This is a genomic window from Pedobacter roseus, from assembly GCF_014395225.1.
Classification (GTDB): Bacteria; Bacteroidota; Bacteroidia; order Sphingobacteriales; family Sphingobacteriaceae; genus Pedobacter; species Pedobacter roseus.
This window is the reverse complement of the sequence record NZ_CP060723.1, coordinates 2389453-2411721: the sequence shown is the minus strand read 5'-3', so window position 1 is coordinate 2411721 and position 22269 is coordinate 2389453. Positions and strand designations below refer to the sequence as shown.

The window sequence follows — 22269 nt, the reverse complement described above, 5'->3', positions numbered from 1 at the left end:
ATGCCTTTAAACTCTCTTGTCATTTCAAATCTCCATTCAATTTATAAGTTTGACCAATTTTAGTTTCAAAACTTATATTGTTGTTTTTATAACGGACTTTACAATCTCCTCCTGTTTTAGATTTTATAGTAATTGAGGTCAATAAGCCGTTTTTCCATGTCAAATCCAGTTCAAATCCACCACGTGCCTTTAAACCTTTAATCTCACCATTTGGAATAGCTGCTGGCAAAGCAGGTAAAATATCCAGATAACCTTGATGGCTTTGCACAATCATTTCGGCAATTCCGGCTGAACCGCCAAAGTTTCCATCAATCTGGAAAGGTGGGTGAGCATCAAAGAGATTAACATAAGAACCAGCTCCATTATTAGCTGGTTTCATTAACATTTTTACCAGTTTCATGGCATGATCACCATCTTTAAATCTGGCCCAGAAATTAATCTTCCAGGCTAAACTCCAGCCGGTAGCGTCATCACCGCGATACAATAAAGACTGTTTTGCGGCCTGCATCATTTTTTCATTGTTATCCCAGGTAATGTCATTTCCGGGATAAACACCCCATAAATGAGAAACGTGACGGTGTTTGTTGGTCGTATCATCCTTATCTTCCAGCCACTCTTGTAGCTGTCCGTATTTGCCGATCTGATTTGGTGCGAATTGTTTTACCTTCTCTGTTAAGGATTTCCTAAAATCTTCATCCACATTCAATACCTCAGCAGCAGTTATACAATTTCTGAATAACGATCTGATAATCTGGTGATCCATCGTCGGACCGGCCACTAAACCGCCGTTTTCTGGTGAATTAGATGGTGTACTGATTAACCAGCCTGTTTTTTGGTCTTTAATTAAAAAGTCTTCATAGAACAAAGCAGCTTGTTTCATCAAAGGATAAGCCTCGGTTTCGAGGAATTTACGGTCTTTACTAAATTGGTAATGTTCCCACAAATGCTGACTTAGCCACCCTCCACCACTAACCCAGATACCATGATTAGAGGCATTAATCGGGGCTGTACCGTTCCACAAATCGGTATTATGGTGTAAAACCCAGCCACGGGCATTATAATATGCTTTTGCCGTTTCGGCACCAGTTTTGGATAATCCTTTAATTTTACTAAAAAGTGGTTCGTTTAAGGCTGATAAATTAAGGATTTCAGTCGGCCAGTAATTCATTTCGAGGTTAATATTGGTGGTGTACTTGCTTCCCCAGGGTGGTGTGAGCAGGTCGTTCCAAATGCCTTGAAGATTAGCAGGCTGTGTTCCCGGCCTTGAACTCGAAATCAATAAATACCGTCCGTATTGCATGTATAGAGCAGCAAAAGCAGGATCATTAGCGCTTGCGAATTTTTCCAACCTTTCATCTGTCGGTAGTTTTTCATTCTCCGATGTGCCAAAATCAACGCTAAAGTTGTTATAATAAGTTTGGTATTCCTTAATGTGGTTCTGCTTAATTTCCGTGTACGCTTTACCTTTTAAATTATGGAGTGCTTTAATATTGGCCGTTGCAGGGTTCCCTGAAACATCCTGTGCATTGATAAAATTGGTTCCGCCAGTTAAATAAAGTGTTACTTCATCGGCCTGATTGATGCTGATTTTGCCATTAATCGCCTTCACCGATCCATTTTTAATTAAAGCTGTTAACCGGCTTTCTCCCTTAATCGCACCATCTTTTACCTGAATGGATAAGGCAATTACATTATTTCCTAAAGCTTTTACTGATGATTTTCGGTGAGCGCTGGAAAGTTCTGCATCGAAACTGATGGATGCCTTTTTATCGGCCGTTAAATGGATTATAATGGCCTGGTTTGGCTGACTCGCAAAATACTCACGCTGATAATTTACGCCATTTAAAGTATAAGTGGTTTTTGCAATGGCGGTACTGATATCCAAAGATCTTTTGTAATTGGTAACAATAGATTTGGTCTGTTTGAAATACAGGTTAAGATCTCCAAAAGGCTGATAACTACCCTGATATTGAGGAACGGCAGGTGGATCTTCATCCTGAATTTTATACTTCCATTCTTTAACCAGGGAAATGCCTTGCTCTACGCTGCTTCCAACAGGATAAATGCCGATTTTTTTTGAAGTATCTTTATAACCTGCCAGCCCGCCTTTATCGAAATAGTTGAGCACCTGTATAGCGATCACATTTCTGCCTTTTTTAATCAACTTTGCAGGTATTGTATATTTTCTAGGCTCCGTATTATCGGTATTCCCAGCTAGCTGGCCATTGATATAAGTAAAATCCTGGTCGCGGATGCGGTTAAGATCTAAGATCAGATCTTTTCCAATCCAATTTTCCGGAACATCAAAAGTTGTTCTAAACCAAACTGCACCATCTAAATTTGCCAAACCAACGGCTTCCCACCCCTCATAAGAAGGTACTTTTATCGTTTTCCAAAGTTTATCATCAAAATTAGCCATTGCGGGGTTTCCCTGAATACCTTTTCCGGCTTTCATTTCATTTACCCAAACTTTTCGGTCGCCCTGACTGCTTTGCAATCCCATAAATTGCTCCTGTGCCAACGCTTCAGCTTCTTTTTGTTTGCCCTCGAAAAGCAATTTTCTAATTTCAGGAAGATATTGATATGCACCTTTTCGGTTATAATCCCTTGGTTGACCCGTCCAAACGGTTTCTTCGTTAAACTGGATATGATCTACAGCCGTTCCGGCGAAAATCATAGCGCCTAATCTGCCGTTTCCGATGGGTAAAGCATCTGTCCATTTTTCTGCGGCTTTGGTGTACCATAAAGTATGGTTGTTTTGTTGTGCAAAACTGCCGCTATGTGCGACTAATATCAAAGATAAAATGCCTAATAAAAGTTTAAACTTCATGTTACTGTCCTTTATCGCCCGAAATAATTTCGAGGCTTGCTGTTACTTCTTTTTCCTTTTTAACGGCTTGCCTAACCCTTCTGAAATTATTATTCCCAAGGTATATGTTTTTGGTTTCCGCTCCGCTTAATTTCAAATACGTAACCGTTTCTTTTACAGGAAAAGCATTGTACAAAAACAGATCGGATACATTTGTAAGATCGATTACTGCTGAATTTGCCAGTGGTTTATTGCTTTTCAATCCATCAACAATCAAATTGTTCACTTTAGAAGCTTTTAAAGATGGTCCCAATTCTGTATTTACGGTTACGTTATGAAACTCAATATTACTAGAATTTTGAATAGAAAAACCGGTTTTAGCTTCCATATTGATGTCGTTGAAAGTAATATTATCGATAGGCATCTCTTCCAAACCATTTAGATAACCTGCCTGGTTAACCTGACCGGTAATATTGCTGAAATGGATATTTCTAAAAATAGGTGTCCGCTCTGAAACAGGTTCTACATTTGTTTTAGCATACTGCATATCCAATACAATGGCTTGATCTTTAATGTTTTTCATGATGATGTTGCTCACCCTGATCTCTTCAACCACTCCGCCCCTGCCACGGGCAGTTTTAATGCGGATTCCCCTATCTGTTCCGTCGAAAACGCAATTAGAGATGGCTATTTTTCGCACATCGCCCGACATTTCGCTGCCAATAACCACTCCACCATGACCTGATAACATCGTACAATTTGTAATTACATAGTTTTCTGCCGGAATGGCCATTTTTCTTCCGGGTGCATCTTTACCTGATTTAATGGTGATGCAGTCGTCGCCCACACTGATGTGGCAATCAGAAATGTGCACATTTTTACAGGATTCAGGATTGATACCGTCTGTATTGGGCGAATGAGGATTGTTAATGGTAACCGCATGGACTTTAACATTTTCACAAAACTCAGGATTGATTGTCCAAAAAGGTGAATTGCGGATGGTTATTCCATCAATCAATACATTTTTGCAGAACATCGGTTGTATAAACGGCGGACGGAGAAAACCTCTTTTCATCTGTTTTGGATCGTCAGGTAAAACGATATCCTTATTTAAACCATCAAAAGTGGTCTGCCACTTCGATCGTGGTTGACCTTCTTTATAACCTTCTACAAAATCCCACCACTTTTTGCCATGTCCATCGATAATTCCGCGACCAATAATCGAAATATTTTCTGCCTTGTAGGCATAAAATAACGGTGAAAAACTAGTTACGTCTACGCCCTCATAGCGGCTTTTCACCATAGGCAGATAATCATCAAAATTATCGCTAAAGTGCAATTCGGCACCGGCATCAATCAAAATGGTGATGTTACTTTTTAAGTGAATTGCCCCAGTTAAATATTTTCCTGCAGGAAAATAAACGGTGCCTCCACCCGCTTTTGATGCGGCTTCTATTGCATTTTTGATGGCGGTTGTGGCCAATTTACTGCTGTCGTTTTTTGCACCATATTTGATTACGTTATAATAAGATTGGGCTTTAACGGTTAAACAAGTAGTTACTGCAAGTACAAAAAGTAAGGTTTTGAAAATATATTTCATTGTTTTTTATTATAGTTCGGTTCGTGGAGACACGAACCGAGGCATTTAATTTATTCGTAAAATCCTCGTCCTCGTTTGTAATGAGGATGAATGAGATCAGCGATTTTATCGCTTTTCTATACGCCTTGGTTCGTGTCTCCACGAACCAATAAATTTTTAATTTCGGTCTTTGGGACACAGACCGAGGATAACTGATTTAATCCATCCTAACCTTCAAAGGCTTCAAATCTTTGCCTTTATAAATTTCTTTGCCATCAACAAACACCAATAACCCCTTACCCCTTTTATATTTTGTTCCGGTTTTATCCCACAAAATCGTCAAAATTTTTCCATGATAGGAAACATTATCCAGTATAAACCAGTCCCATTGATTTTTAGGGATTAATGGGTAAACCTCTAATATATTATCCTGACTTGGTTTTATGCCAATTAAATCATTGATAATTAAATCGTTAAAGGTAGAGTGATTGTAAAAACTGCTTCGTGGATTATCGCCTTTTAACCATTCTCCGGTTTTTTCATCCTGATACTCCCCAATGTATGGTTTTCCATTTTTGACATGGGAAGCTGCATATTGATGCAATTCCTGATAAAAGATATTTGCATTCATTTTACCATGTTTTTTATAATTTGTTAACAGATTTGCCAATCCTTTTAACGTTTGCGAGCTGGCAAAAGGCCAAAGTGCTCCATCCCATTCGCAGCTATGCCCGGTTCCTCTGGTCCTAAAAGTTGGATTTCTCCTTTCGGCTGTGGTTAAGCCCCATGGCGCTTTAAATCCGGCTGTATCCAATAACTGGTCCCATGCTTTTGCATAATTGGTATTATCGTCGGGCAAGTTAAAATCCCAGGGTGTAAAACCGATTGCTTCCCGTACATCAGCTGAGCCGCCTTTGGCTTTTCTCGTTTCAAAAAACGACGCAGAAGTATTCCATAAACTATCCTGAACCAATTTTTTTATTGCAGTTGCTTTGTTTTTATACTTATCTGCCATTGCTGTTTCACCTAAAAGTGTTGATATTTTATTTAAAGCAATGGCATTTCCATACATATAACTGTTAATGGTTGGACGTTGATTCTGGTCTCTACGTGAACCACTGATCGATTCCTCCATGCCATCTTTCACATCATTTTGCCAAAACAATCCGTTTTTAAGCTGTCTTTCCGATTCCCATTTACCATAATCTTTATCTAATGCCGGCAAAATTTCTTTCAGAAATCCCTGATCCGGTTTCACCAGATAGTTTTGATACACGGCATCATCCACCCAGCTGCTAAATTGATGGAAACGCTGTTTCGTTTGCCCCACATTGGCATGGTAGAGCCAGAATTTGATATAATCTTTCAGGTAACTGTTGTCTTTCAGCCACCTGCCTTCGTAAATGTGGTGACCCAATGCGCAGCTAATCGAATTGTATTTGCCAGCATGTTTAACTGGTTCAATAAACTCGGTAAATATGAAACCCTCAGGCGTTTTAACCAGGTGTTTACGGTAAGTCCACCAGCGGTAATAATAATTTTGTTCCAATATCGAATCGGGGCATTCAAATAAAGGGGCCTGATCAGAAAGCCATTTAAAAGCCTCGCTATTTGGAATATAATTCTTTACCGCTTCCGTATCTATCGAATTAAAATATTCGACATATTTCTTCAATTTTTCAGTTCCCAGTATAGGTTTTTGTTGCGCAAAGCCAGTAATTGTCAATATCGACAATGTTGCTGTGGCTATAAAGTTTCTTGTATTTATCATTATTCGAATAACCAGTCTATATCTTTTCCCCTGCCATCTAAACCTGCATTAAAAATGCGCAGTTCCTGTTTATCATCAATAAAACCTAAAAGCAAACAAGCCCCTTTTCCTAAATTTAAAGTATGTGTTCCTGCCGGAAAAGCATACGCGTGTACATTTACCGGTGGAAAGCCATAAGGCACCAACGCATTTGATATTTTAATTTCGGATTGACCGTAATTATTGGCACTTGCATCGGTTTCCAATTGTGGCGGAGCCAGGTATTGCGGATCTTTCTGGTTAAAAAAGCCAACCAGTAATTTTACAGGAGAATTGGTGCTAAACTTAATTTCTGTCCCATTTTTAATTTGTTGTGCTTTACTCAATTTAATGCCCCTTAAACCACTTAATTGTTCAGCCACTTCTTTTATTTTAACTGTTGTATCCGTAAAAAGCGAGGCATCTTTGGCAATGGTATAACCCTCAGCTTCGTTTAGTACCTTAACATCAGCCATTTTATAGGGTATAATTGCGGAAATGGTTCCATCTTTTATTGATTTTAAAGAATCAATGCTCCTTTTAAAATGATTCAATTCTTTGGTAAATACGGGCAACATTTCTCTCCAATGGATAAAAGTTTTGTCTACACCACGCATCGGTATTTTACGTTGTTTAGTTTGCATACTATTGGCATACAGATAATTATGATCAGTTAATTTAACCAGCTCTGCGTAGTGATTCACGCTTTTTTGCAAAAATGGCAAAGCTTGTTCTAAATCGCTTACCTGGTTAGAATATTTATACCGCAATATCCAAAGGGCTGCTTTTACTTTCTCTGCATAAAAATTAGCCATGGCATCGTAGCAATATATATCATTTCTAAGCCTTTTAAATTCTGCTGTATCTTTTTTTACATTTGAAGCAGCCTCGTTAATCGATTGGATGGCTTTTTTACCGTGTTCTACCACTTCTTTTGCCACCTGAACAGGTGTTTCGCCAATATGCCCCTGCTTTTTCCATTCTTTCTCTGCATAATCGATAATCATTTCACCTTCAGGGGCTTCCGATTCGTATAGTAAAGTAAAGAGTCCGTAACGATATGGGTTAATCAATTGTGTCATAAGCATGCCCAAAGTCAGCGTTTGCCGGTTACCATCGGTAATGCCGTATCTGCGTAAAAGTTTTGGCGATATCTCTCCCGATTCTTCATAAGCATTCAAAATAGCTTTGCCACCCATTAAGTTGGTACCATATTTATCAGCCAGCTCATTACCCCAATAATTGATTTCCTGTTTGCGGTCGCGCTGCGAATTCCAGGAATACCTCGCCCACTCTTTATACCAGATCCAGTCCCGGTCTATCTCTAATAATCTTCCTGTTACTTCATCAGCCGAATATGGCCAGTCCCAATAACTTGCCTGTGGGTATAAATGCAATCCTTTTGCTCCATAAATTTTATTCATCGCCTGAACCGATTTCTGGATAAAATCAGCCGAACCATACCTAAATGGCTCTAAATTAGCCAAAATGTGCACATTAGAAATATTAACTGTTCCAATAGCCGCCAGCTTTCTGTTTAAATCGGCCCAGGCACCGCGGGGTGTATAAGTGGTTAAGGCCTCTCCGTTAAACTTATTTTCAGTATATAGATTATGATAAAGTGGCAATGCGGCTTTCATTACGCTAGGCGCATCGGTATCGTGTGCACGCAATACAATCGGAGGCTCTTCCTTAATCCCGGCAGCTTTTAATCCGTCTTTTACCCCTGGGATAATAGTTTTGGTAAACCAATTAATATCATCCTGACCAACGCCTTCCATCGCTTCACCCAAAGCCACCATTAAACCCACATTTGGATATTTCTCTACAAATGACGCAATTGATTTTCGGGTATAATCAGCTATTAAAGGAATAATCGGTCGGTTTCTATCCTGTGTTTTTAATCCGTATTTATCCGCAAAAGGTTTTGGGATAATAATATTGTAAAACATCTGGATGACCCAGATTCCCCTTTTATCAGCCTCTGTGGTTAAAAACTGAAAAATTTCTTCGTTCTTTTTTAAGGTAGCATCATCTACCTCCACTGCATAAGGATAATCTTTTAACCTCAATAGGGAAGAAAAGGGATGACCGTTCCATAAATAAAGCGAGTTATAACGGTTCTCGACCATCATATCGAGATATTTGATCCATAAGGCTTTGTCGTATAACCAGGGAAAAGTTTCCGGGGTGTAAGGATATTCATAAACATCATGACCTGGCAAATAATCAGGTTTCTGCAAGCCGATACATGTGCCACGTAATACCATTTCCGGCTGGTCAGAAATAGACAGTTGTTTAGGTAATTTACCAGAGCTATTAATTTGGTCTGCTAGTTCAATACAGCCATACAAAGCACCCGATGCATCGTTACCGATAATATAAATTATACCGTTTTTTGAGGTATAAATATGGAAGCCTTCTTTTTTTGTAGTGGATATCTTATTTTTAATTTCAGCAGGAAGATGATTGACGAAAAGTTTATCCGAAAATACACCAATAGCAATCAAATTACCTATGCTACCAATTTTGTCTTTCTGTTCGATTTTGATCGAATAGTTTAATTTAGCTAAAGCTTTTGAAATTCTTTCTGCACCAAAACGTACCCGAACATGGTTCTCCGTAGAAACGACAATTGTTTTTTGTGCACGATAAGTTGCATGAGATAATGGTATCGATAGAAAATAACAGGAAATAAAAATCAGAAAATTTCTCATTCAATTTGGGGCTTACAACTCTCCTATTACAGAAAGATGAAATGTGATATTTGGTTAAAATATTATTTAAATATAAAAATAATATTCAAATATAAGTAAATTAGCTATCCGTGTTTGTAAAATTTATGCAAGGTAAGGCTGTTGGGATGCAGCAGGCGGAGTATGACAATATCTGTTAATATTTAGACAAGAAGATAAAATTTTTAACCAACAATATTTATTTTATTTGTATTCAATATTCTAATCAATTATAATTTATAACCATACATGTTTTCACTAAAAAACAAAAGAGCCGTGGTTACAGGCGGGGGAAGCGGCATTGGAAAGGCCATTGCAACCATTTTAGCTAAACAAGGTGCCGAAGTTCACATCATCGAACTGGGCACTGAACAGGCACAGGATACAATTAATGAAATTAAGGAAAACGGTGGCACAGCATTTAGTTATGGCTGCGATGTTTCTGATCATAAAGCGGTTCACGATGTTTTTAACGAGATCGGGCAGATCAACATCCTGATTAATAATGCAGGTATCGCACATATTGGAAAGGCTGATACTACTGACGAAGCAGACTTTGACCGTGTGATGCGCGTAAATGTTAAAGGTGTTTACAACTGTCTGCACGCAGCCATTCCACAGATTCGTTTAGCAGGTGGCGGTGTGATTATCAATATGGCATCAATTGCGGCTTTGATTGGCCTACCCGACCGTTTCGTGTACAGTGCGGCTAAAGGTGCGGTGAAAGCCATTACCATGAGTGTGGCCAAAGATTATATCGGCGAAAACATCAGGTGTAATTCCATCTCTCCGGCAAGGGTACACACGCCTTTTGTAGATGGCTTTTTACAGAAAAACTACCCGGATAATATCCCCGAAATGTTCGAAAAACTTTCTAAAACACAACCTATCGGCAGAATGGCAAAACCGGAAGAAGTAGGTGCGCTGGCTTTATACCTGTGCAGTGATGAAGCTTCTTTTATCACAGGCTGCGATTACCCTATTGATGGTGGATTTACGACCTTAAACAATTAATAACACAATTTTAAATATAATATAATGAAATTAATACGATTTGGCGAAGCAGGAGCTGAAAAACCAGGAGTGATTATAAACGATAATTATTTTGATGTTTCTGCATTGGTGAAAGATTATAACGAAGAATTTTTTGGTGGCGATGGTTTAGAAAAACTTAAAAAAGAGATAGAATCTGCTGATTTACCTCAGGTTGATAAAGGTGTACGCCTTGGTCCTGCTTTGGCTCGTCCTTCTAAAATTATCTGTGTAGGTTTAAATTACAAAGACCATGCTGCAGAAACCAATGCGCCAATTCCCTCAGAGCCGATTTTATTTTTCAAGGCTACTTCGGCAATAGTTGGTCCAAATGATGACTTAGTTATCCCGAAAAACAGCAAAAAAACCGATTGGGAAGTAGAATTAGCCATTGTTGTGGGTAAAAAAGCAAGTTATGTTTCCGAAGAAAACGCTTTGGATCACATCGCGGGTTACGTGCTACACAATGATTACAGCGAACGTGAGTTTCAGATCGAAAGAAACGGCCAATGGGTAAAAGGAAAAAGCTGCGATACTTTTGCGCCGATCGGGCCATTTATCGCTACACAGGATGAAATTGCCGATGTACACCATCTTCGCCTGTGGTTAACCGTTAACGGCAAAACCTTACAGGATGGAAATACTTCAAACCTGATTTTTAATGTTCCTTTTATGATTTCATACATCAGCCAGTTTATGACACTTTTACCTGGAGATGTAATTACCACAGGAACACCTGCAGGTGTAGGTTTGGGCCAGAAACCAGAGCCTTGGTATTTGAAAGCGGGTGATGTAGTTGAACTTGGGATTGATGGCCTGGGTACAAGTAAACAAACGGTTAAAGCTTACAGCGGAAATTAACATGAAAAGATACTGCCTTACACTCGATCTTGTAAATGACGAAAAGCTGATAGAAGAATATAAGCAGTACCATCAATCGGTTTGGCCGGAGGTTAAAGAAAGCATAAGTTCTTCAGGCATCGAAAACCTGGAAATATATCTCCTTGGTAACCGGTTATTTATGATTATGGAGGTTAACGAAAGCTTCTCGTTTGATGAAAAAGCAAAAGCTGATTTGGCCAATCCAAAAGTGCAGGAATGGGAAACTTTAATGTGGAAATTCCAACAGGCTTTGCCAGGTGCAAAACCAGGCGAAAAATGGATCTTAATGGATCAGATATTTAAACTCTAAACGCTTTTTTATGATTGATACTCACGTGCATTTTTGGAATTTTGATCCGGTTAGGGATAGCTGGATCAATGAAGAGATGATGGCGATCCGTAAAGATTTTTCTCCGAAGAACCTTTTGAGGGTTTATAATGATCTTCAGATTACCGGGTGTATTGCGGTGCAGGCGAATCAATCAGAAGATGAAAATCATTTTCTGCTGAGACTCGCCGAGCAGAACGAAGTTATAAAAGGCATTGTGGGCTGGGTAGATCTGCTTAATCCCAATTTGGATGAACGTTTAAGCTATTGGAGCAATTTCAAAAGTATTAAAGGCTGGCGACACATTTTACAGGCAGAAAATTCGGAATTTATTTTGAATGAAAAATTTATTGCCGGCGTTAATCTTTTAAAAAAATACAATTACACGTACGATTTGTTGTGCTATCACAATCAGTTGCCAGATATTATCAAAATGGTTGACCAGATTCCAGATCAGCCATTTGTATTGGATCATTGTGGCAAACCGGATGTTAAAAGCCAGGATTTGAACGCCTGGGCCGCAAATATTAAAATATTGGCTTCAAACCCAAATGTGAGTTGCAAGGTATCTGGTTTGTTGGCTGAAGCCGACTGGAAAAACTGGACAGAGAAAGAGCTTTTTAACTGTTTTGATGTGGTGTTTGAACATTTCGGTTATGAAAGAATCATGTATGGCAGCGACTGGCCGGTCATGCTGATCAGCAGGCCTTATCAGGATTGGTTTAATTTAGTGAACAAATACACAGAAAGATTCAGTGAAAATGAAAGGAAATCAATTTTCGGCGATAATGCAAAAACTTTTTATAAGCTTTAACGCGCTAACGCTCGTTTCCAACGAGTGTTGAATATCTTATCGTTTATAATGATATAATCGTTTTGCTATTTCTGCACTCGTTTGGAAACGAGCGCAAACCAGTAATGATATCCAATATAGAACGATAAATACAAATAGCAGATAGAGCAGGATGGAAAATATAATATAAAATATTAGTTTTCGCTTTTTAAAATAGAACCTGACCAATACAATATTTAAATATGAGTAAAAAGATTACATTCCCTTATAACCCACAATTCCCTTCTGTAGCCGACTTAAGAATAAAGGCAAAATCGAGGATTCCTAAATTTGCTTTTGACTACCTGGAAGGGGGCTGTAATGAGGGACTTAATTTATCGCGAAACGAGAGCGACTTTGATAATATTTACTTAAAACCGAATTACTTACGTGTTGGTGGAGATATCGACATGTCAGTCGAGCTTTTTGGTCGTAAATACAGTGCTCCATTTGGGATATCCCCGATTGGTTTGCAGGGTTTGATGTGGCCCAATGCACCCGAAATTTTAGCTAAGGCAGCCGCTAAAGCCGATATTCCTTATACCTTAAGTACCGTATCTACCAGTAGTATCGAACGAATTGCAGAAGTATCAGAAGGAAAAGCCTGGTTTCAGTTATACCATCCTACGGAAAATAGCCTGAGAGATGATATCTTAAATCGTTTAAAAGCTGTCGAATGTCCGGTATTAGTGGTTCTGGTAGATGTGCCTGCATTTGGCTTACGATATAAAGAAATTAAGAGTGGCTTATCTATTCCACCAAAAATGTCAATCAACAATATCCTGCAGGCTTTTGCCCGTCCGCTGTGGGGAATTAAAACCCTGCAACACGGAATTCCATCATTTGCCACCTTAAAGCCTTACATGGAAAAAGGAATGGACATGTCGCAACTGGGACAGTTCATGAACAAAACATTTACCGGTAAGGTTGATATTGAAAAGGTTTCTGCCATTCGTGATCTTTGGAAAGGACCTTTAGTACTGAAGGGAATTGCGACTGATGAAGACATGCAGGCTGCTATCCAAATCGGTGCTGATGGGGTGATTGTTTCGAATCACGGTGGACGACAAATTGATGCGGGTGAATCATCGATTAATTCTTTAATTAAACTCGCGGGAAATGATGCTTACAAGTCAAAATTGAAGATTATGTTAGATGGTGGTATTCGTTCAGGTGTTGATTTAGCAAGAGCACACACCGTTGGGTCTGAATTCAACTTTATGGGCCGGCCTTTTATGTATGGAGTTGGTGCATTAGGAAATGAAGGAGGCGACCATACCATCAATATGTTCAAAACTCATTTATACCAGATTATGCAACAATTAACCATTGAGAATATTACACAATTTCCTGATCGGTTATTAAACACTTAAAAAGGAATTTATAAATAAACAAAAAAAGCAAGACATCTAGTCTTGCTTTTTTTTGTTTGAAATTTTACCAAAGGTATTAGTCAACTTTCTTAACTGGCGCGTTCAAAAACTTATAAGTGGTACTTGTTTTATACGTTTCACCTGGCTTAAGCACTGTTGAAGCAAAATTCGCATGGTTTGGCGCATCAGGAAAGTGTTGCGTTTCCAAACAAAAAGCTGAACGGTGAGGATAAGATTTCCCGCCTTTACCATCTTTATCTGCACCCGTTAAAAAGTTACCGCTGTAAAACTGTAATCCGGGCTCAACAGTATAAACTTCCAATGTTATTCCTGAAACCGGACTTTTAACAATCGCCACCGGCGTTTTGCCATCGTGGTGGGTCAACACAAAATTGTGGTCGTAACCTTTCCCGAATTTTAATTGCTGGTCATTTTCTTCGATTGATTTGCCGATGGTTTTTGCTTTGTTAAAGTCGAAAGCAGTACCGGCTACTGGCTGCAGTTTGCCTGTAGGAATCAAGGTAGAATCTACAGGGGTATAAGCATTTGCATCTATCGTTAGTTCGTGATCAAGAATGGTATTGTTTCCTTCTCCGTTCAGGTTAAAATAAGCGTGGTTGGTTAAGTTCACAACGGTTGCTTTATCTGTCGTAGCCAGGTAATCAATCTGTAAAGCATTGTCATCCGTTAGCGTATAAGTTACTTTAACGTCCAGTTTGCCCGGATAACCTGCTTCTCCATCATTAGAAACATAACTCAACTCCAGTTTTTGTCCATCCTGTTTGGCATCCCAAACCTTCGAGAAGAAACCATCATTGCCGCCATGTAAAGTATTTACGCCATCATTAAGCTGTAAGCTATATTCTTTTCCATCCAGAGTAAATTTTCCTTTGCCTATACGGTTCCCGTATCTGCCAATCAGTGCCCCAAAAAACGGCTCGCCTTTTTTACGGTAAGCGCCAAGACTATCATAACCTAGTACTACATCGGTTAATTTATTATTTTTATCCGGCACCATTAACGAAACAATCCTGCCTCCGTAATTGGTGATGGAAACTGAAGCACCCTGTTTGTTTGTTAAGGTGTATAGTTTAACACTTTTGCCATCGATGGTTGCGGAATATTTTAAAGAGTCGGTTTGTTCAGTTGCCTGGCTTCCTTTATCCGATTTTGGATTACAGGAGGTGAAAGCTATGGTTAAACACAGTGTAGCGAAGGGCAAAGCCTTAAGGAATATTTTTTTCATCTGTTTAAAATTTGAGCTTAAACGAGACTCTGCAATGTCTGCAAAAGTGGTATTGGCTCTGTTTAAATTTATTTTTGGTTAAAGCTAAAGTAGTAAAAATAATTAACGTTATTGTAACGATTATAATTATTGTTAAGCTAATATTAATGATGATTATCTACAGTAAAAAAAATCACATAATTTAGCAGCTGTATGTACGATTTGAATTTCAGGCCTAAAGCTTTTCTTTTTGATTTAAATGGCACCATGATCAATGATATGGAATACCATACTTTGGCCTGGTATGCTATTATGACGGAAGATTTAGGTGCTGAACTTGATTACGAGAGTGTAAAAAAAGAAATGTACGGTAAAAACCATGAGGTTTTGGCCCGTGTTTTTGGCAACGACAGGTTTAGCCAGGAAGAAGTTGAACGACTTTCGATCGACAAGGAAAAACGGTATCAGCAGGGTTATATGCCACATCTGGCTTTAATTGATGGATTAAGTGATTTTTTAGCGCGTGCGAAAGATGCTAATATCCAAATGGCCATCGGCTCGGCAGCCATACCTTTTAATATCGATTTTGTGGTTGATGGACTTAATATCCGTCATTATATGGATGCTATTGTAAGTGCTGATGATGTATTGGTAAGCAAACCAGACCCCGAAACTTTTTTAAAGGCAGCAGCGGCTTTAGGTGTTGCGCCTAAAGATTGTCTGGTTTTTGAAGATGCACCAAAAGGTGTAGAATCAGCACTGAATGCAGAAATACCTTGTATTGTACTTACCACAACACATACAATTGAAGAATTTGAAGGTTATCCGAATATCCTGGGTTATATTCAAGATTATAACGATACCAAACTAAATACGCTATTTTAAAAATGGGAAAATATTTAAATCAAAAACCTGTTCTGGTTGCAGTAGACTGCATTATTTTTGGCTATGACGGTGATCAGCTGAAACTTTTGGTCATTAAAAGAGCAATAGAACCAGTCAAAGATAAGTGGAGTTTAATGGGCGGCTTTATTGGTGAAGAAGAAGATCTGGATGAAGCAGCCAAACGGATCTTGTTAGAATTGACAGGTTTACATGATGTTTACCTGGAGCAGTTACATGCTTATGGCCGTCCAGACCGCGACCCGATTGAGCGTACCGTTTCTGTGGTGTATTTTGCATTAATCGACATCAATAAATACAGCAAACAGATCAATGATCAATACCATGCAGAATGGTTTAAGCTTAAAGAAGTTCCGGAATTAATTTTCGACCATAATGTAATGGTAAAAGCAGCCATGGATAAAATCCGTTATCAGGCAGCCCTCCACCCTGTTTTATTCGAGCTTTTGCCTAAAAGGTTTACCATACCACAATTGCAGGCTTTGTACGAACAGGTATACGACGCACCGATTGACAACCGGAATTTTATCCGCAAGATTACGGCAAGTGGTTTGTTGATCAAACAAACGGATAAAGACAAATCAAGCTCGCGGAGAGGTGCATTTTATTTTAAACTGGATAGAAACAAACATAAAGCACAGTTTCAATCTTTCTTAAACTTTATCCCGAAAACAAGTAAATAAAGGCTGATTTTTGAAATAACAATTGAATTAAAAATAAATTTTAAAATTATTTTCAGCCTTACAAAATTTAGAATCAGCCAGTTATAACCGCTGATTTTAACTGGCATAAAAAACATCAAAAACATTTCATAAAAATGTTTGCAGAAAAAGGATAAATCTCTATATTTGCACCTCCTTAAACAAAAGGAAATGATTCCGTAGCTCAGCTGGTAGAGCATTACACTTTTAATGTAGTGGTCCTGGGTTCGAATCCCAGCGGGATCACAATCAAAATTACAAATGCCTTGTAACCTAAATAGTTGCAAGGCATTCTTGTTTACAGGTATAGCAATCGCTAAACTACCTTTTTTAACTTTTGGATTTTATTGAATAGTTAATTTGACCCGAAATCAGAGGGTTAGGCTTGCAGCGGAATAGTTAGTCAGTAAGCATGACAAAACAAAAAACACAAAAGGTTGTTGTTGACTAAATGATCATAACGATCAGAAGAAAACTTTGATTAATCCAATCCAAAAGCCAGGGTATATGAAATCTGTAACTGCTAAAATGATTATCGTGTTTATATGCACATTAATATTTAGCTGTAAAAAAAATACCGACGATCCATTGCCGGTTCCAGAACCACCTGTTCCAGCTAAAAAAATTAAAATAAAATATGAGATAATCAGTGCTGCAGATCCTTTCTATAGTTACGGAAACAATAAGATAATGTACACAGGTACGGACAATGGTTTCTACAGCTTTGATACACTGGCAAATAAAATCTGGGTAAAGGAAATAACTTTAACGCAGCAAAAGGCCACTACGCTTTCTCTATATGCCGATATTGTGCTCAAAGGCGAAAATCCTGTTGTTACCGGAAATATCTATGTAGATGATGTACTTAAAGCAACAGCCGTTGGAACATTGCCTTATTTTAATACAGATCATACACAGATGAAAGTAGATGTGAAATATACTCAATAGTGAACAATGGCTTAAATATGAATCAATTTTATAGTGATATAATTTAAATTTCAGTAAAACAGAATGAAACGCTTACTTTTTTGTTTTCCTTTTTTCTTCCTGTTCGTATTGGGCGCCGATGCACAGGAACAATACAATGTGGAAGTCCCCAAAAACATACTGATCCTCAAAAGTACGAGGAAATATGCCGACGCGCTGGCGACCGCTAAACAGGCAGCAGTCCGAATGGGAACCAAACTTGATCTTCGTGAGAATCATCCCAATGCTGAAATCGGACTTTCACTAAGCCCTAATGATGCAAAAGAGAGCGGTTATGAATTCCCCGCCTACCAGGCGCGTGGAGATGGTGCAGCGGCTAACGATAATTATATCTCGGTAGAATATTCCAGCGCCTATAAAGGTTTTGCCAAAGGTTATTACATCGTGGTTGCAGCGGTATCTGATATAGGGTCTGATACAACTGCTGACAGGCTAAAAAAGATCAAAAAATTCTATCCTGATGCTTATACAAAACGGACTTTTGTATGGTTTGGTTGTATGCATTGATCAATTCTTAGCGATATACTTACGGTGTCTACGCCAAAAAAAATGGTAAGTATTAGCTTTAATAATCAGCCTGAACAAGAAAGTTTTGCAAGTCAGATGATATTTTATTCTTGAACGCATTAGGCCCGATTAAAAAGGTTGCTTCATTAACATAAAAAACTTCAAAAGAAATGTTTAGAAAAATGATGTTGCTTGCCTTACTCCTATTGGCAACGATAATCCAAATGGCACACGCAGGTCCGGCCTTTATCAACTTCGATAACACTGATTTAGTGGGCAGTACAGTAACAGGTATAGCTGGCAACCTGACAGGTGAATGTGAATATACCGAAAATCCTGAACACGCAACTTTACCTTCAACCATGTTTACCTTACAGGTTCAGCTAACTGGCAATACTTTAACGGCACAGAATTGTGCCATTGCTCTATATGCAAATGATAAGAACTAATCACTACCGGATAAAAAAAGTTACCCTTATGGTCTTTTTGCTCTTAATGGGTAATATTCATTCTTCCCTTGCACAAAAGCATAAAGCTATCACACAATGGAGCATAGAAATAAAGCCCATAAATGCTGTTACTTTTAGAGAGGTCTTCAAATCGAAGTCTATCACAGTTACGCCTGATACCAATAGTAAAAGGAGCAATGGAATCATCGCTTTGCCTTTGAGCAATGGCAAAAAAATAACTTTTAAAGATAACAAAGGCGTCCCGCATGATGAGGACCGAACAAGACACAATTATCTGGGGCAGGTTAAATTTTTAGATTGTTACCTGGTAGAAAAGAACCTTTATGAAAGTACGGACTATCTCCTGATTAACAAAAAAACAGGAATAACCGATACTTTGGCCGGGCTTCCGGTTCTATCGCCAGATGGGAAAACAATTTGCTACACCAACTTCAATCCTTACGAGGAACATGCTGATATTCAACCACCAACACAGGATATTTACCTGTCGTCTGTAACGGGCGGAAGATTATCCAGGCCTCAACGTTTATCTTACAATAAAATGATGATCACCGGTTATTCCTGGGCAGACAACAGCAGCCTGGTAATAAGCTATAAGGTTAGAGAAGAGGATAGTGATCATGCCCTTAAATATGCTAGGCTATTCCTTAAAAAGAAATAATTTTTCCTGCTTTTTTAGTGCGGACTTTCTTTATTTTATTTCAAAGTAACTACAGGCTTATGGATTTATAAGTAAGTGCTTTATCTACTACCTCTTCGGCGGTTAAATCTTCGTATTCAAGGTCAAAAAATATAGCTTGCAGCGTTGGGATCAGGAACGTTTTCTAAAAACTGATCAACCATCCAGTGGTTTTCTTTTTCTGTTGCGCCTGAAAAAAAAGTTATCTTAAAGATGAAAGGGATGTCTTTATTTTAGTAACAGCATCATCCGGATCTCCCTGCGAAGCAAATATTTCAGCTGGCCCCATCCCCTTTCCATAAAAGTTTGCGTCTGCAACCGTATCAAACTCAAGCGAAGCTCCATTTAGTGATATTCCTGCAAAAAGACCCTTACTGCGCGAATAGGAATATACCTCGGCATCTAGTTTATAATCGGTATTGGCCGTAGAATTACGTCCAACCGGACCTGCTGCGATCGAAAGGTCGCCACCCAGCGTAAAACTGCTTTTCTTTATCCCGGTTAAACTACTGCTGTGCTTAAAAACCAGTACGAGTTCAACAGATTGTATTCCAACCTGTAAGCCAACGCTTCCGCCGGTAAGGGTCACAAATACAGGGTTGCTCCAGCTGCCGTCTTCCCTTTTCACCATTGCTATTCCCCTGCCACGTTTACCGCCAACCACAAAGCCTGCATTGATCAGTTTAGGCACGATAATGATCCCTTCGGTAACCTTAAGCAATGAAGAAGGAATAGACTCTTTCATTTTACCAAAATCATCCAGCACAATACCCGATGCCTGTAGCCTTTTTTTCTCTTTATCTTGTGCATTGGCTATAAATGGAGTTAAAAGAATTGTAATGCAGAGCGTGGCGAGGCTTATTGTGATCAATTTCTTGAAATTCATATTTTGAGGTTTAAAATTAAATGGCTGCAGGTAATTTCCACAGACAGGACGATCCTATAACGGATAGGCTGCCAAATTTATATACCGGTAGCAAGCTTTGTAGAAAAATCTCCTATAAATTACTTTCCAGTGAAAATTCTTACCTCAAGAAAATGATTTTAAAAAAATATTTAACAGATCAGCAGCAGTCTGTACTCACCATTCTTTTCTGTAGGTGCCCGGTGGACACAAGGCAAAGCCTGTTTTTCAGGATGATCTACTGCTAATCTCCACAAATGGCCCAATCCCAGATTTACGAGTACAGCATCCGGCTTAGGTTGATAATGTAAATCAAAATAATGTTCGGTTAAAAAGCTTTCAAAGTCGGCTTCCGGACCATCATGCAGCTCTTTGAGCTTTTGCCGGATTTCAGGAACCAGTATTTTTTGTTCGACCTGATTATTGGCTAAGATCTCACTGGCAGCGCCATAGTAGGTACATAAAAAAGTGTCTGAACCAATTGGCGAACGGTCTATATGATAAGAATATACATCTGTTGAAATGAAATCCAATTCCTCATCCCGCTGGTAATTTTTGATTAAATTGAGAGATGGAGATGCCCCGAAATCTGTCAACAGCAATAAATCATTCAAGATAATTTCCCTGGCCATACTACCTTCTTCCGATAGTTGCAGTGCATGAAGGTCTTCTATAGAAACTTCGGTTAAGTTCTCTTTCAATTGAAGTTTAGACACAATTTCACTAAAGTCTCCAACCAGATTCCTGTACCAGCAAATTGCGTTTAAATCGCCCTGAAAATTTGCATATATAAGCTCAGGAAAAGTAGAAACCACCTCAATCTGATCGCTATCAGAAAATCTATTTTCCATATCCTAACATTGACAATTTGATTCCGTGCAAAAATAAGGAATAGGCCGGAGGATAGGCTAAGATTTATCTATTTTTCAAAAAATAGTTAATGGCCAGCCCTTATCGCTTTGTTAAAAGAGAACAGCAGGTTTTGCTGATCTACCGCAGTTAAAGTTACTTCCTGGTTATCCTTCCCCTCATCTGTAGTAAAATTTCATAAACCTAAATTATAATATTCCTGCAGCCAACCAAAGCACCTGCAAAACTATAATAATAACAATACAACAGATTTCCAAAAAAACAAATCTACACCATCAGCTGTTTGAAATTAATATCTGATTACACACTCACATGGAAGAAAAATACATCCCTGCAGGCCATGCCTCGGCCACTGGCATCCTAACCACCCTGGCTATTGGCATTATTGCCTCCATTTTGCTGCCACTCTTTTATATTATCCTTGCTCAGCTTATACCTAATATATGGTTCATTGCCATTTGTGCATTTTCACTAGGCATGCTCCTGGGCCTGGCAATAGATCAGGGTATCAGGATAGGAAAAATCAGAAATCTAAAGGTTGCGCTGACCATTGCAGCAGGATGTAGTCTACTTGCATTCTACGTTCAGTGGGTTTTCTTTGATGCTGTAATTTATAGTCGCCGGGGTTTTACCTTTAATCAGAGTATGGCAGACTTTAGGCAGCTCGTACTAGATATGGCTTTCCTGTTTGTCCACCCGGGGGTTTTATTTAAGGAAGTTATGGCCCTTAACAACATTGGCACTTTCCGCATTGAGGGTAGTGATAATATTTCAGGGCTTCTGCTTTGGGTAATATGGGCAGGTGAATTCCTTGTGATTACCGGAGGCACCATTGTAATTGCATGGAACGGCCAGGTTAAAACGCCCTATTCTGAGCTCAACGATCAGTGGATGCAGCGCCGTACACCAAATCTTCTTATCCCCTTTGTTCAAGATGAAGAACATTTGCTAAACCAACTGAAAAACAAAAACTTTGAGGTATTAAAAAACAATTCAGCTGCAATTACACATCCCGATTATGCCGAAGTGGTGGTTTACGAATCAATCGGCGACCCTACAAAATTTATCACCGTGCTGAATGTCACCGCCCCTGCAGGCAAAAACAAGCAAGCAAGAAAAAAAGTAGTGTTTGCCCATTACCCGCTACCAAACAATGTGGCGATCTAACGATGCTTTAGTTACTTTTCTGTAATGTGCAGAAAAATTTAGCTTATAAAGATTAAATTTTGCGGATTAATCGCTTAATATGTTCATTACTGATTTTGCTGGTATATGGATCTTATTGGTGCATTATATTCTTTATATGGTTTAAGATTATATTCATTGGAAGTAACATAGGTTTTTACCATGCGCTGAATATTGTTTTTAACCGCTATATCAAGATTGATATTGTTCTGTGAAGTATTTGTCACAACGGTTATCTGTTTTTTGTTGTTTATATATGAGGATAGATAAACTGTACTGCCTTTTCTTCAGGCATTTTAATCTCAATACGTTTACTGCACATCGGTATAAAACGGTTATAATTTCCAAATGCCCATAACATTTTGCTCTCGTACAACTGCCGTCAGTTTTATTTTTTTCAATATGCACACACCATCCTTATCATCTCCGCTCGATATATTTTAAACGTTGATATAAAATTGTTCAATTTATCCGCTAGC

The 22269-nt window shown here is 38.7% G+C and carries 19 protein-coding genes and 1 tRNA gene; 13 read left to right on the top strand and 7 right to left on the bottom strand.

The window, feature by feature from the left end; translation table 11 throughout:
* Positions 1-19: 19 nt before the first annotated feature.
* The 4 genes from H9L23_RS10135 to H9L23_RS10120 form a co-directional block, all read right to left on the bottom strand.
* Positions 20-2830, bottom strand: coding sequence for a glycoside hydrolase family 95 protein (locus H9L23_RS10135; protein ID WP_187594848.1), 2811 nt, complete (start codon positions 2828-2830; stop codon positions 20-22).
* A 1-nt stretch (position 2831) separates the two neighbouring features.
* Positions 2832-4409 carry a glycoside hydrolase family 28 protein gene (locus tag H9L23_RS10130; protein ID WP_187594847.1) on the bottom strand — a complete coding sequence of 526 codons (1578 nt, stop codon included), beginning with the start codon at positions 4407-4409 and terminating at the stop codon, positions 2832-2834.
* 196 nt (positions 4410-4605) lie between these two features.
* Positions 4606-6159 (bottom strand): MGH1-like glycoside hydrolase domain-containing protein, encoded by a 1554-nt coding sequence (locus H9L23_RS10125; RefSeq protein ID WP_187594846.1) that lies wholly within the window; start codon positions 6157-6159, stop codon positions 4606-4608.
* Positions 6159-8894 (bottom strand): alpha-d-galacturonidase, encoded by a 2736-nt coding sequence (locus H9L23_RS10120; protein ID WP_187594845.1) that lies wholly within the window; start codon positions 8892-8894, stop codon positions 6159-6161. Before H9L23_RS10120 ends, H9L23_RS10125 begins: the two co-directional genes overlap by 1 nt.
* A 267-nt stretch (positions 8895-9161) precedes the next feature.
* On the opposite strand from H9L23_RS10120, the gene H9L23_RS10115 reads away from it, so the two are divergent.
* The 5 genes from H9L23_RS10115 (at position 9162) to H9L23_RS10095 (ending at position 13359) form a co-directional block, all read left to right on the top strand.
* A complete protein-coding gene (locus tag H9L23_RS10115) occupies positions 9162-9926 on the top strand; it encodes an SDR family NAD(P)-dependent oxidoreductase (RefSeq protein ID WP_187594844.1) in 765 nt (254 codons plus the stop codon).
* A gap of 24 nt (positions 9927-9950) precedes the next feature.
* Positions 9951-10805 (top strand): fumarylacetoacetate hydrolase family protein, encoded by an 855-nt coding sequence (locus H9L23_RS10110; protein WP_187594843.1) that lies wholly within the window; start codon positions 9951-9953, stop codon positions 10803-10805.
* Between the two features lies 1 nt (position 10806).
* The gene (locus tag H9L23_RS10105; RefSeq protein WP_187594842.1) at positions 10807-11136 is read left to right on the top strand and encodes an L-rhamnose mutarotase; all 330 of its coding nucleotides are present in this window, start codon (positions 10807-10809) and stop codon (positions 11134-11136) included.
* Positions 11137-11146: 10 nt separating this feature from the next.
* Positions 11147-11968: an amidohydrolase family protein gene (locus H9L23_RS10100; protein WP_187594841.1), complete on the top strand. Its 822-nt coding sequence runs from the start codon at positions 11147-11149 to the stop codon at positions 11966-11968.
* A gap of 221 nt (positions 11969-12189) precedes the next feature.
* Positions 12190-13359 carry an alpha-hydroxy acid oxidase gene (locus tag H9L23_RS10095; RefSeq protein WP_187594840.1) on the top strand — a complete coding sequence of 390 codons (1170 nt, stop codon included), beginning with the start codon at positions 12190-12192 and terminating at the stop codon, positions 13357-13359.
* A gap of 76 nt (positions 13360-13435) precedes the next feature.
* Here the strand turns inward: H9L23_RS10095 and H9L23_RS10090 are convergent, their stop codons facing one another.
* Entirely contained in the window at positions 13436-14605 is a 1170-nt protein-coding gene (locus H9L23_RS10090) for an aldose epimerase family protein (protein WP_187594839.1), read from the bottom strand.
* 192 nt (positions 14606-14797) lie between these two features.
* On the opposite strand from H9L23_RS10090, the gene H9L23_RS10085 reads away from it, so the two are divergent.
* From H9L23_RS10085 to H9L23_RS10055, 7 genes are all read left to right on the top strand, one after another.
* Complete coding sequence (locus tag H9L23_RS10085) at positions 14798-15469, top strand: HAD family hydrolase (RefSeq protein WP_187594838.1); 672 nt, start codon at positions 14798-14800, stop codon at positions 15467-15469.
* 2 nt (positions 15470-15471) lie between these two features.
* Positions 15472-16170: an NUDIX hydrolase gene (locus H9L23_RS10080; protein WP_187594837.1), complete on the top strand. Its 699-nt coding sequence runs from the start codon at positions 15472-15474 to the stop codon at positions 16168-16170.
* 191 nt (positions 16171-16361) lie between these two features.
* A tRNA-Lys gene (locus H9L23_RS10075) sits at positions 16362-16434 on the top strand.
* Positions 16435-16695: 261 nt separating this feature from the next.
* Positions 16696-17136: a hypothetical protein gene (locus H9L23_RS10070; protein WP_187594836.1), complete on the top strand. Its 441-nt coding sequence runs from the start codon at positions 16696-16698 to the stop codon at positions 17134-17136.
* Positions 17137-17199: 63 nt separating this feature from the next.
* Complete coding sequence (locus tag H9L23_RS10065; protein ID WP_187594835.1) at positions 17200-17682, top strand: hypothetical protein; 483 nt, start codon at positions 17200-17202, stop codon at positions 17680-17682.
* Between the two features lie 170 nt (positions 17683-17852).
* Positions 17853-18131: a hypothetical protein gene (locus tag H9L23_RS10060; protein ID WP_187594834.1), complete on the top strand. Its 279-nt coding sequence runs from the start codon at positions 17853-17855 to the stop codon at positions 18129-18131.
* A gap of 28 nt (positions 18132-18159) precedes the next feature.
* Positions 18160-18813 (top strand): hypothetical protein, encoded by a 654-nt coding sequence (locus tag H9L23_RS10055; RefSeq protein WP_187594833.1) that lies wholly within the window; start codon positions 18160-18162, stop codon positions 18811-18813.
* A 220-nt stretch (positions 18814-19033) separates the two neighbouring features.
* Here H9L23_RS10055 and H9L23_RS10050 read toward each other — a convergent pair whose 3' ends face one another.
* Positions 19034-19717, bottom strand: coding sequence for a lipid-binding SYLF domain-containing protein (locus H9L23_RS10050; RefSeq protein ID WP_187594832.1), 684 nt, complete (start codon positions 19715-19717; stop codon positions 19034-19036).
* Positions 19718-19887: 170 nt separating this feature from the next.
* The gene (locus tag H9L23_RS10045; RefSeq protein WP_187594831.1) at positions 19888-20586 is read right to left on the bottom strand and encodes a DUF1826 domain-containing protein; all 699 of its coding nucleotides are present in this window, start codon (positions 20584-20586) and stop codon (positions 19888-19890) included.
* 331 nt (positions 20587-20917) lie between these two features.
* Between H9L23_RS10045 and H9L23_RS10040 the strand changes: the two genes are divergently transcribed.
* Positions 20918-21772, top strand: a complete 855-nt coding sequence (locus tag H9L23_RS10040; protein WP_187594830.1) for a hypothetical protein — start codon at positions 20918-20920, stop codon at positions 21770-21772.
* The last annotated feature ends 497 nt before the right edge of the window (positions 21773-22269 follow it).

Excerpts from the sequence above, each read along its gene's own strand:
- H9L23_RS10135 (WP_187594848.1), bottom strand. The coding sequence starts at position 2,830 with ATGAAGTTTAAACTTTTATTAGGCATTTTATCTTTGATATTAGTCGCA.
- H9L23_RS10130 (WP_187594847.1), bottom strand. The coding sequence starts at position 4,409 with ATGAAATATATTTTCAAAACCTTACTTTTTGTACTTGCAGTAACTACT.
- H9L23_RS10125 (WP_187594846.1), bottom strand. The coding sequence starts at position 6,159 with ATGATAAATACAAGAAACTTTATAGCCACAGCAACATTGTCGATATTG.
- H9L23_RS10120 (WP_187594845.1), bottom strand. The coding sequence starts at position 8,894 with ATGAGAAATTTTCTGATTTTTATTTCCTGTTATTTTCTATCGATACCA.
- H9L23_RS10115 (WP_187594844.1), top strand. The coding sequence starts at position 9,162 with ATGTTTTCACTAAAAAACAAAAGAGCCGTGGTTACAGGCGGGGGAAGC.
- H9L23_RS10110 (WP_187594843.1), top strand. The coding sequence starts at position 9,951 with ATGAAATTAATACGATTTGGCGAAGCAGGAGCTGAAAAACCAGGAGTG.
- H9L23_RS10105 (WP_187594842.1), top strand. The coding sequence starts at position 10,807 with ATGAAAAGATACTGCCTTACACTCGATCTTGTAAATGACGAAAAGCTG.
- H9L23_RS10100 (WP_187594841.1), top strand. The coding sequence starts at position 11,147 with ATGATTGATACTCACGTGCATTTTTGGAATTTTGATCCGGTTAGGGAT.
- H9L23_RS10095 (WP_187594840.1), top strand. The coding sequence starts at position 12,190 with ATGAGTAAAAAGATTACATTCCCTTATAACCCACAATTCCCTTCTGTA.
- H9L23_RS10090 (WP_187594839.1), bottom strand. The coding sequence starts at position 14,605 with ATGAAAAAAATATTCCTTAAGGCTTTGCCCTTCGCTACACTGTGTTTA.
- H9L23_RS10085 (WP_187594838.1), top strand. The coding sequence starts at position 14,798 with ATGTACGATTTGAATTTCAGGCCTAAAGCTTTTCTTTTTGATTTAAAT.
- H9L23_RS10080 (WP_187594837.1), top strand. The coding sequence starts at position 15,472 with ATGGGAAAATATTTAAATCAAAAACCTGTTCTGGTTGCAGTAGACTGC.
- H9L23_RS10070 (WP_187594836.1), top strand. The coding sequence starts at position 16,696 with ATGAAATCTGTAACTGCTAAAATGATTATCGTGTTTATATGCACATTA.
- H9L23_RS10065 (WP_187594835.1), top strand. The coding sequence starts at position 17,200 with ATGAAACGCTTACTTTTTTGTTTTCCTTTTTTCTTCCTGTTCGTATTG.
- H9L23_RS10060 (WP_187594834.1), top strand. The coding sequence starts at position 17,853 with ATGTTTAGAAAAATGATGTTGCTTGCCTTACTCCTATTGGCAACGATA.
- H9L23_RS10055 (WP_187594833.1), top strand. The coding sequence starts at position 18,160 with ATGGTCTTTTTGCTCTTAATGGGTAATATTCATTCTTCCCTTGCACAA.
- H9L23_RS10050 (WP_187594832.1), bottom strand. The coding sequence starts at position 19,717 with ATGAATTTCAAGAAATTGATCACAATAAGCCTCGCCACGCTCTGCATT.
- H9L23_RS10045 (WP_187594831.1), bottom strand. The coding sequence starts at position 20,586 with ATGGAAAATAGATTTTCTGATAGCGATCAGATTGAGGTGGTTTCTACT.
- H9L23_RS10040 (WP_187594830.1), top strand. The coding sequence starts at position 20,918 with ATGGAAGAAAAATACATCCCTGCAGGCCATGCCTCGGCCACTGGCATC.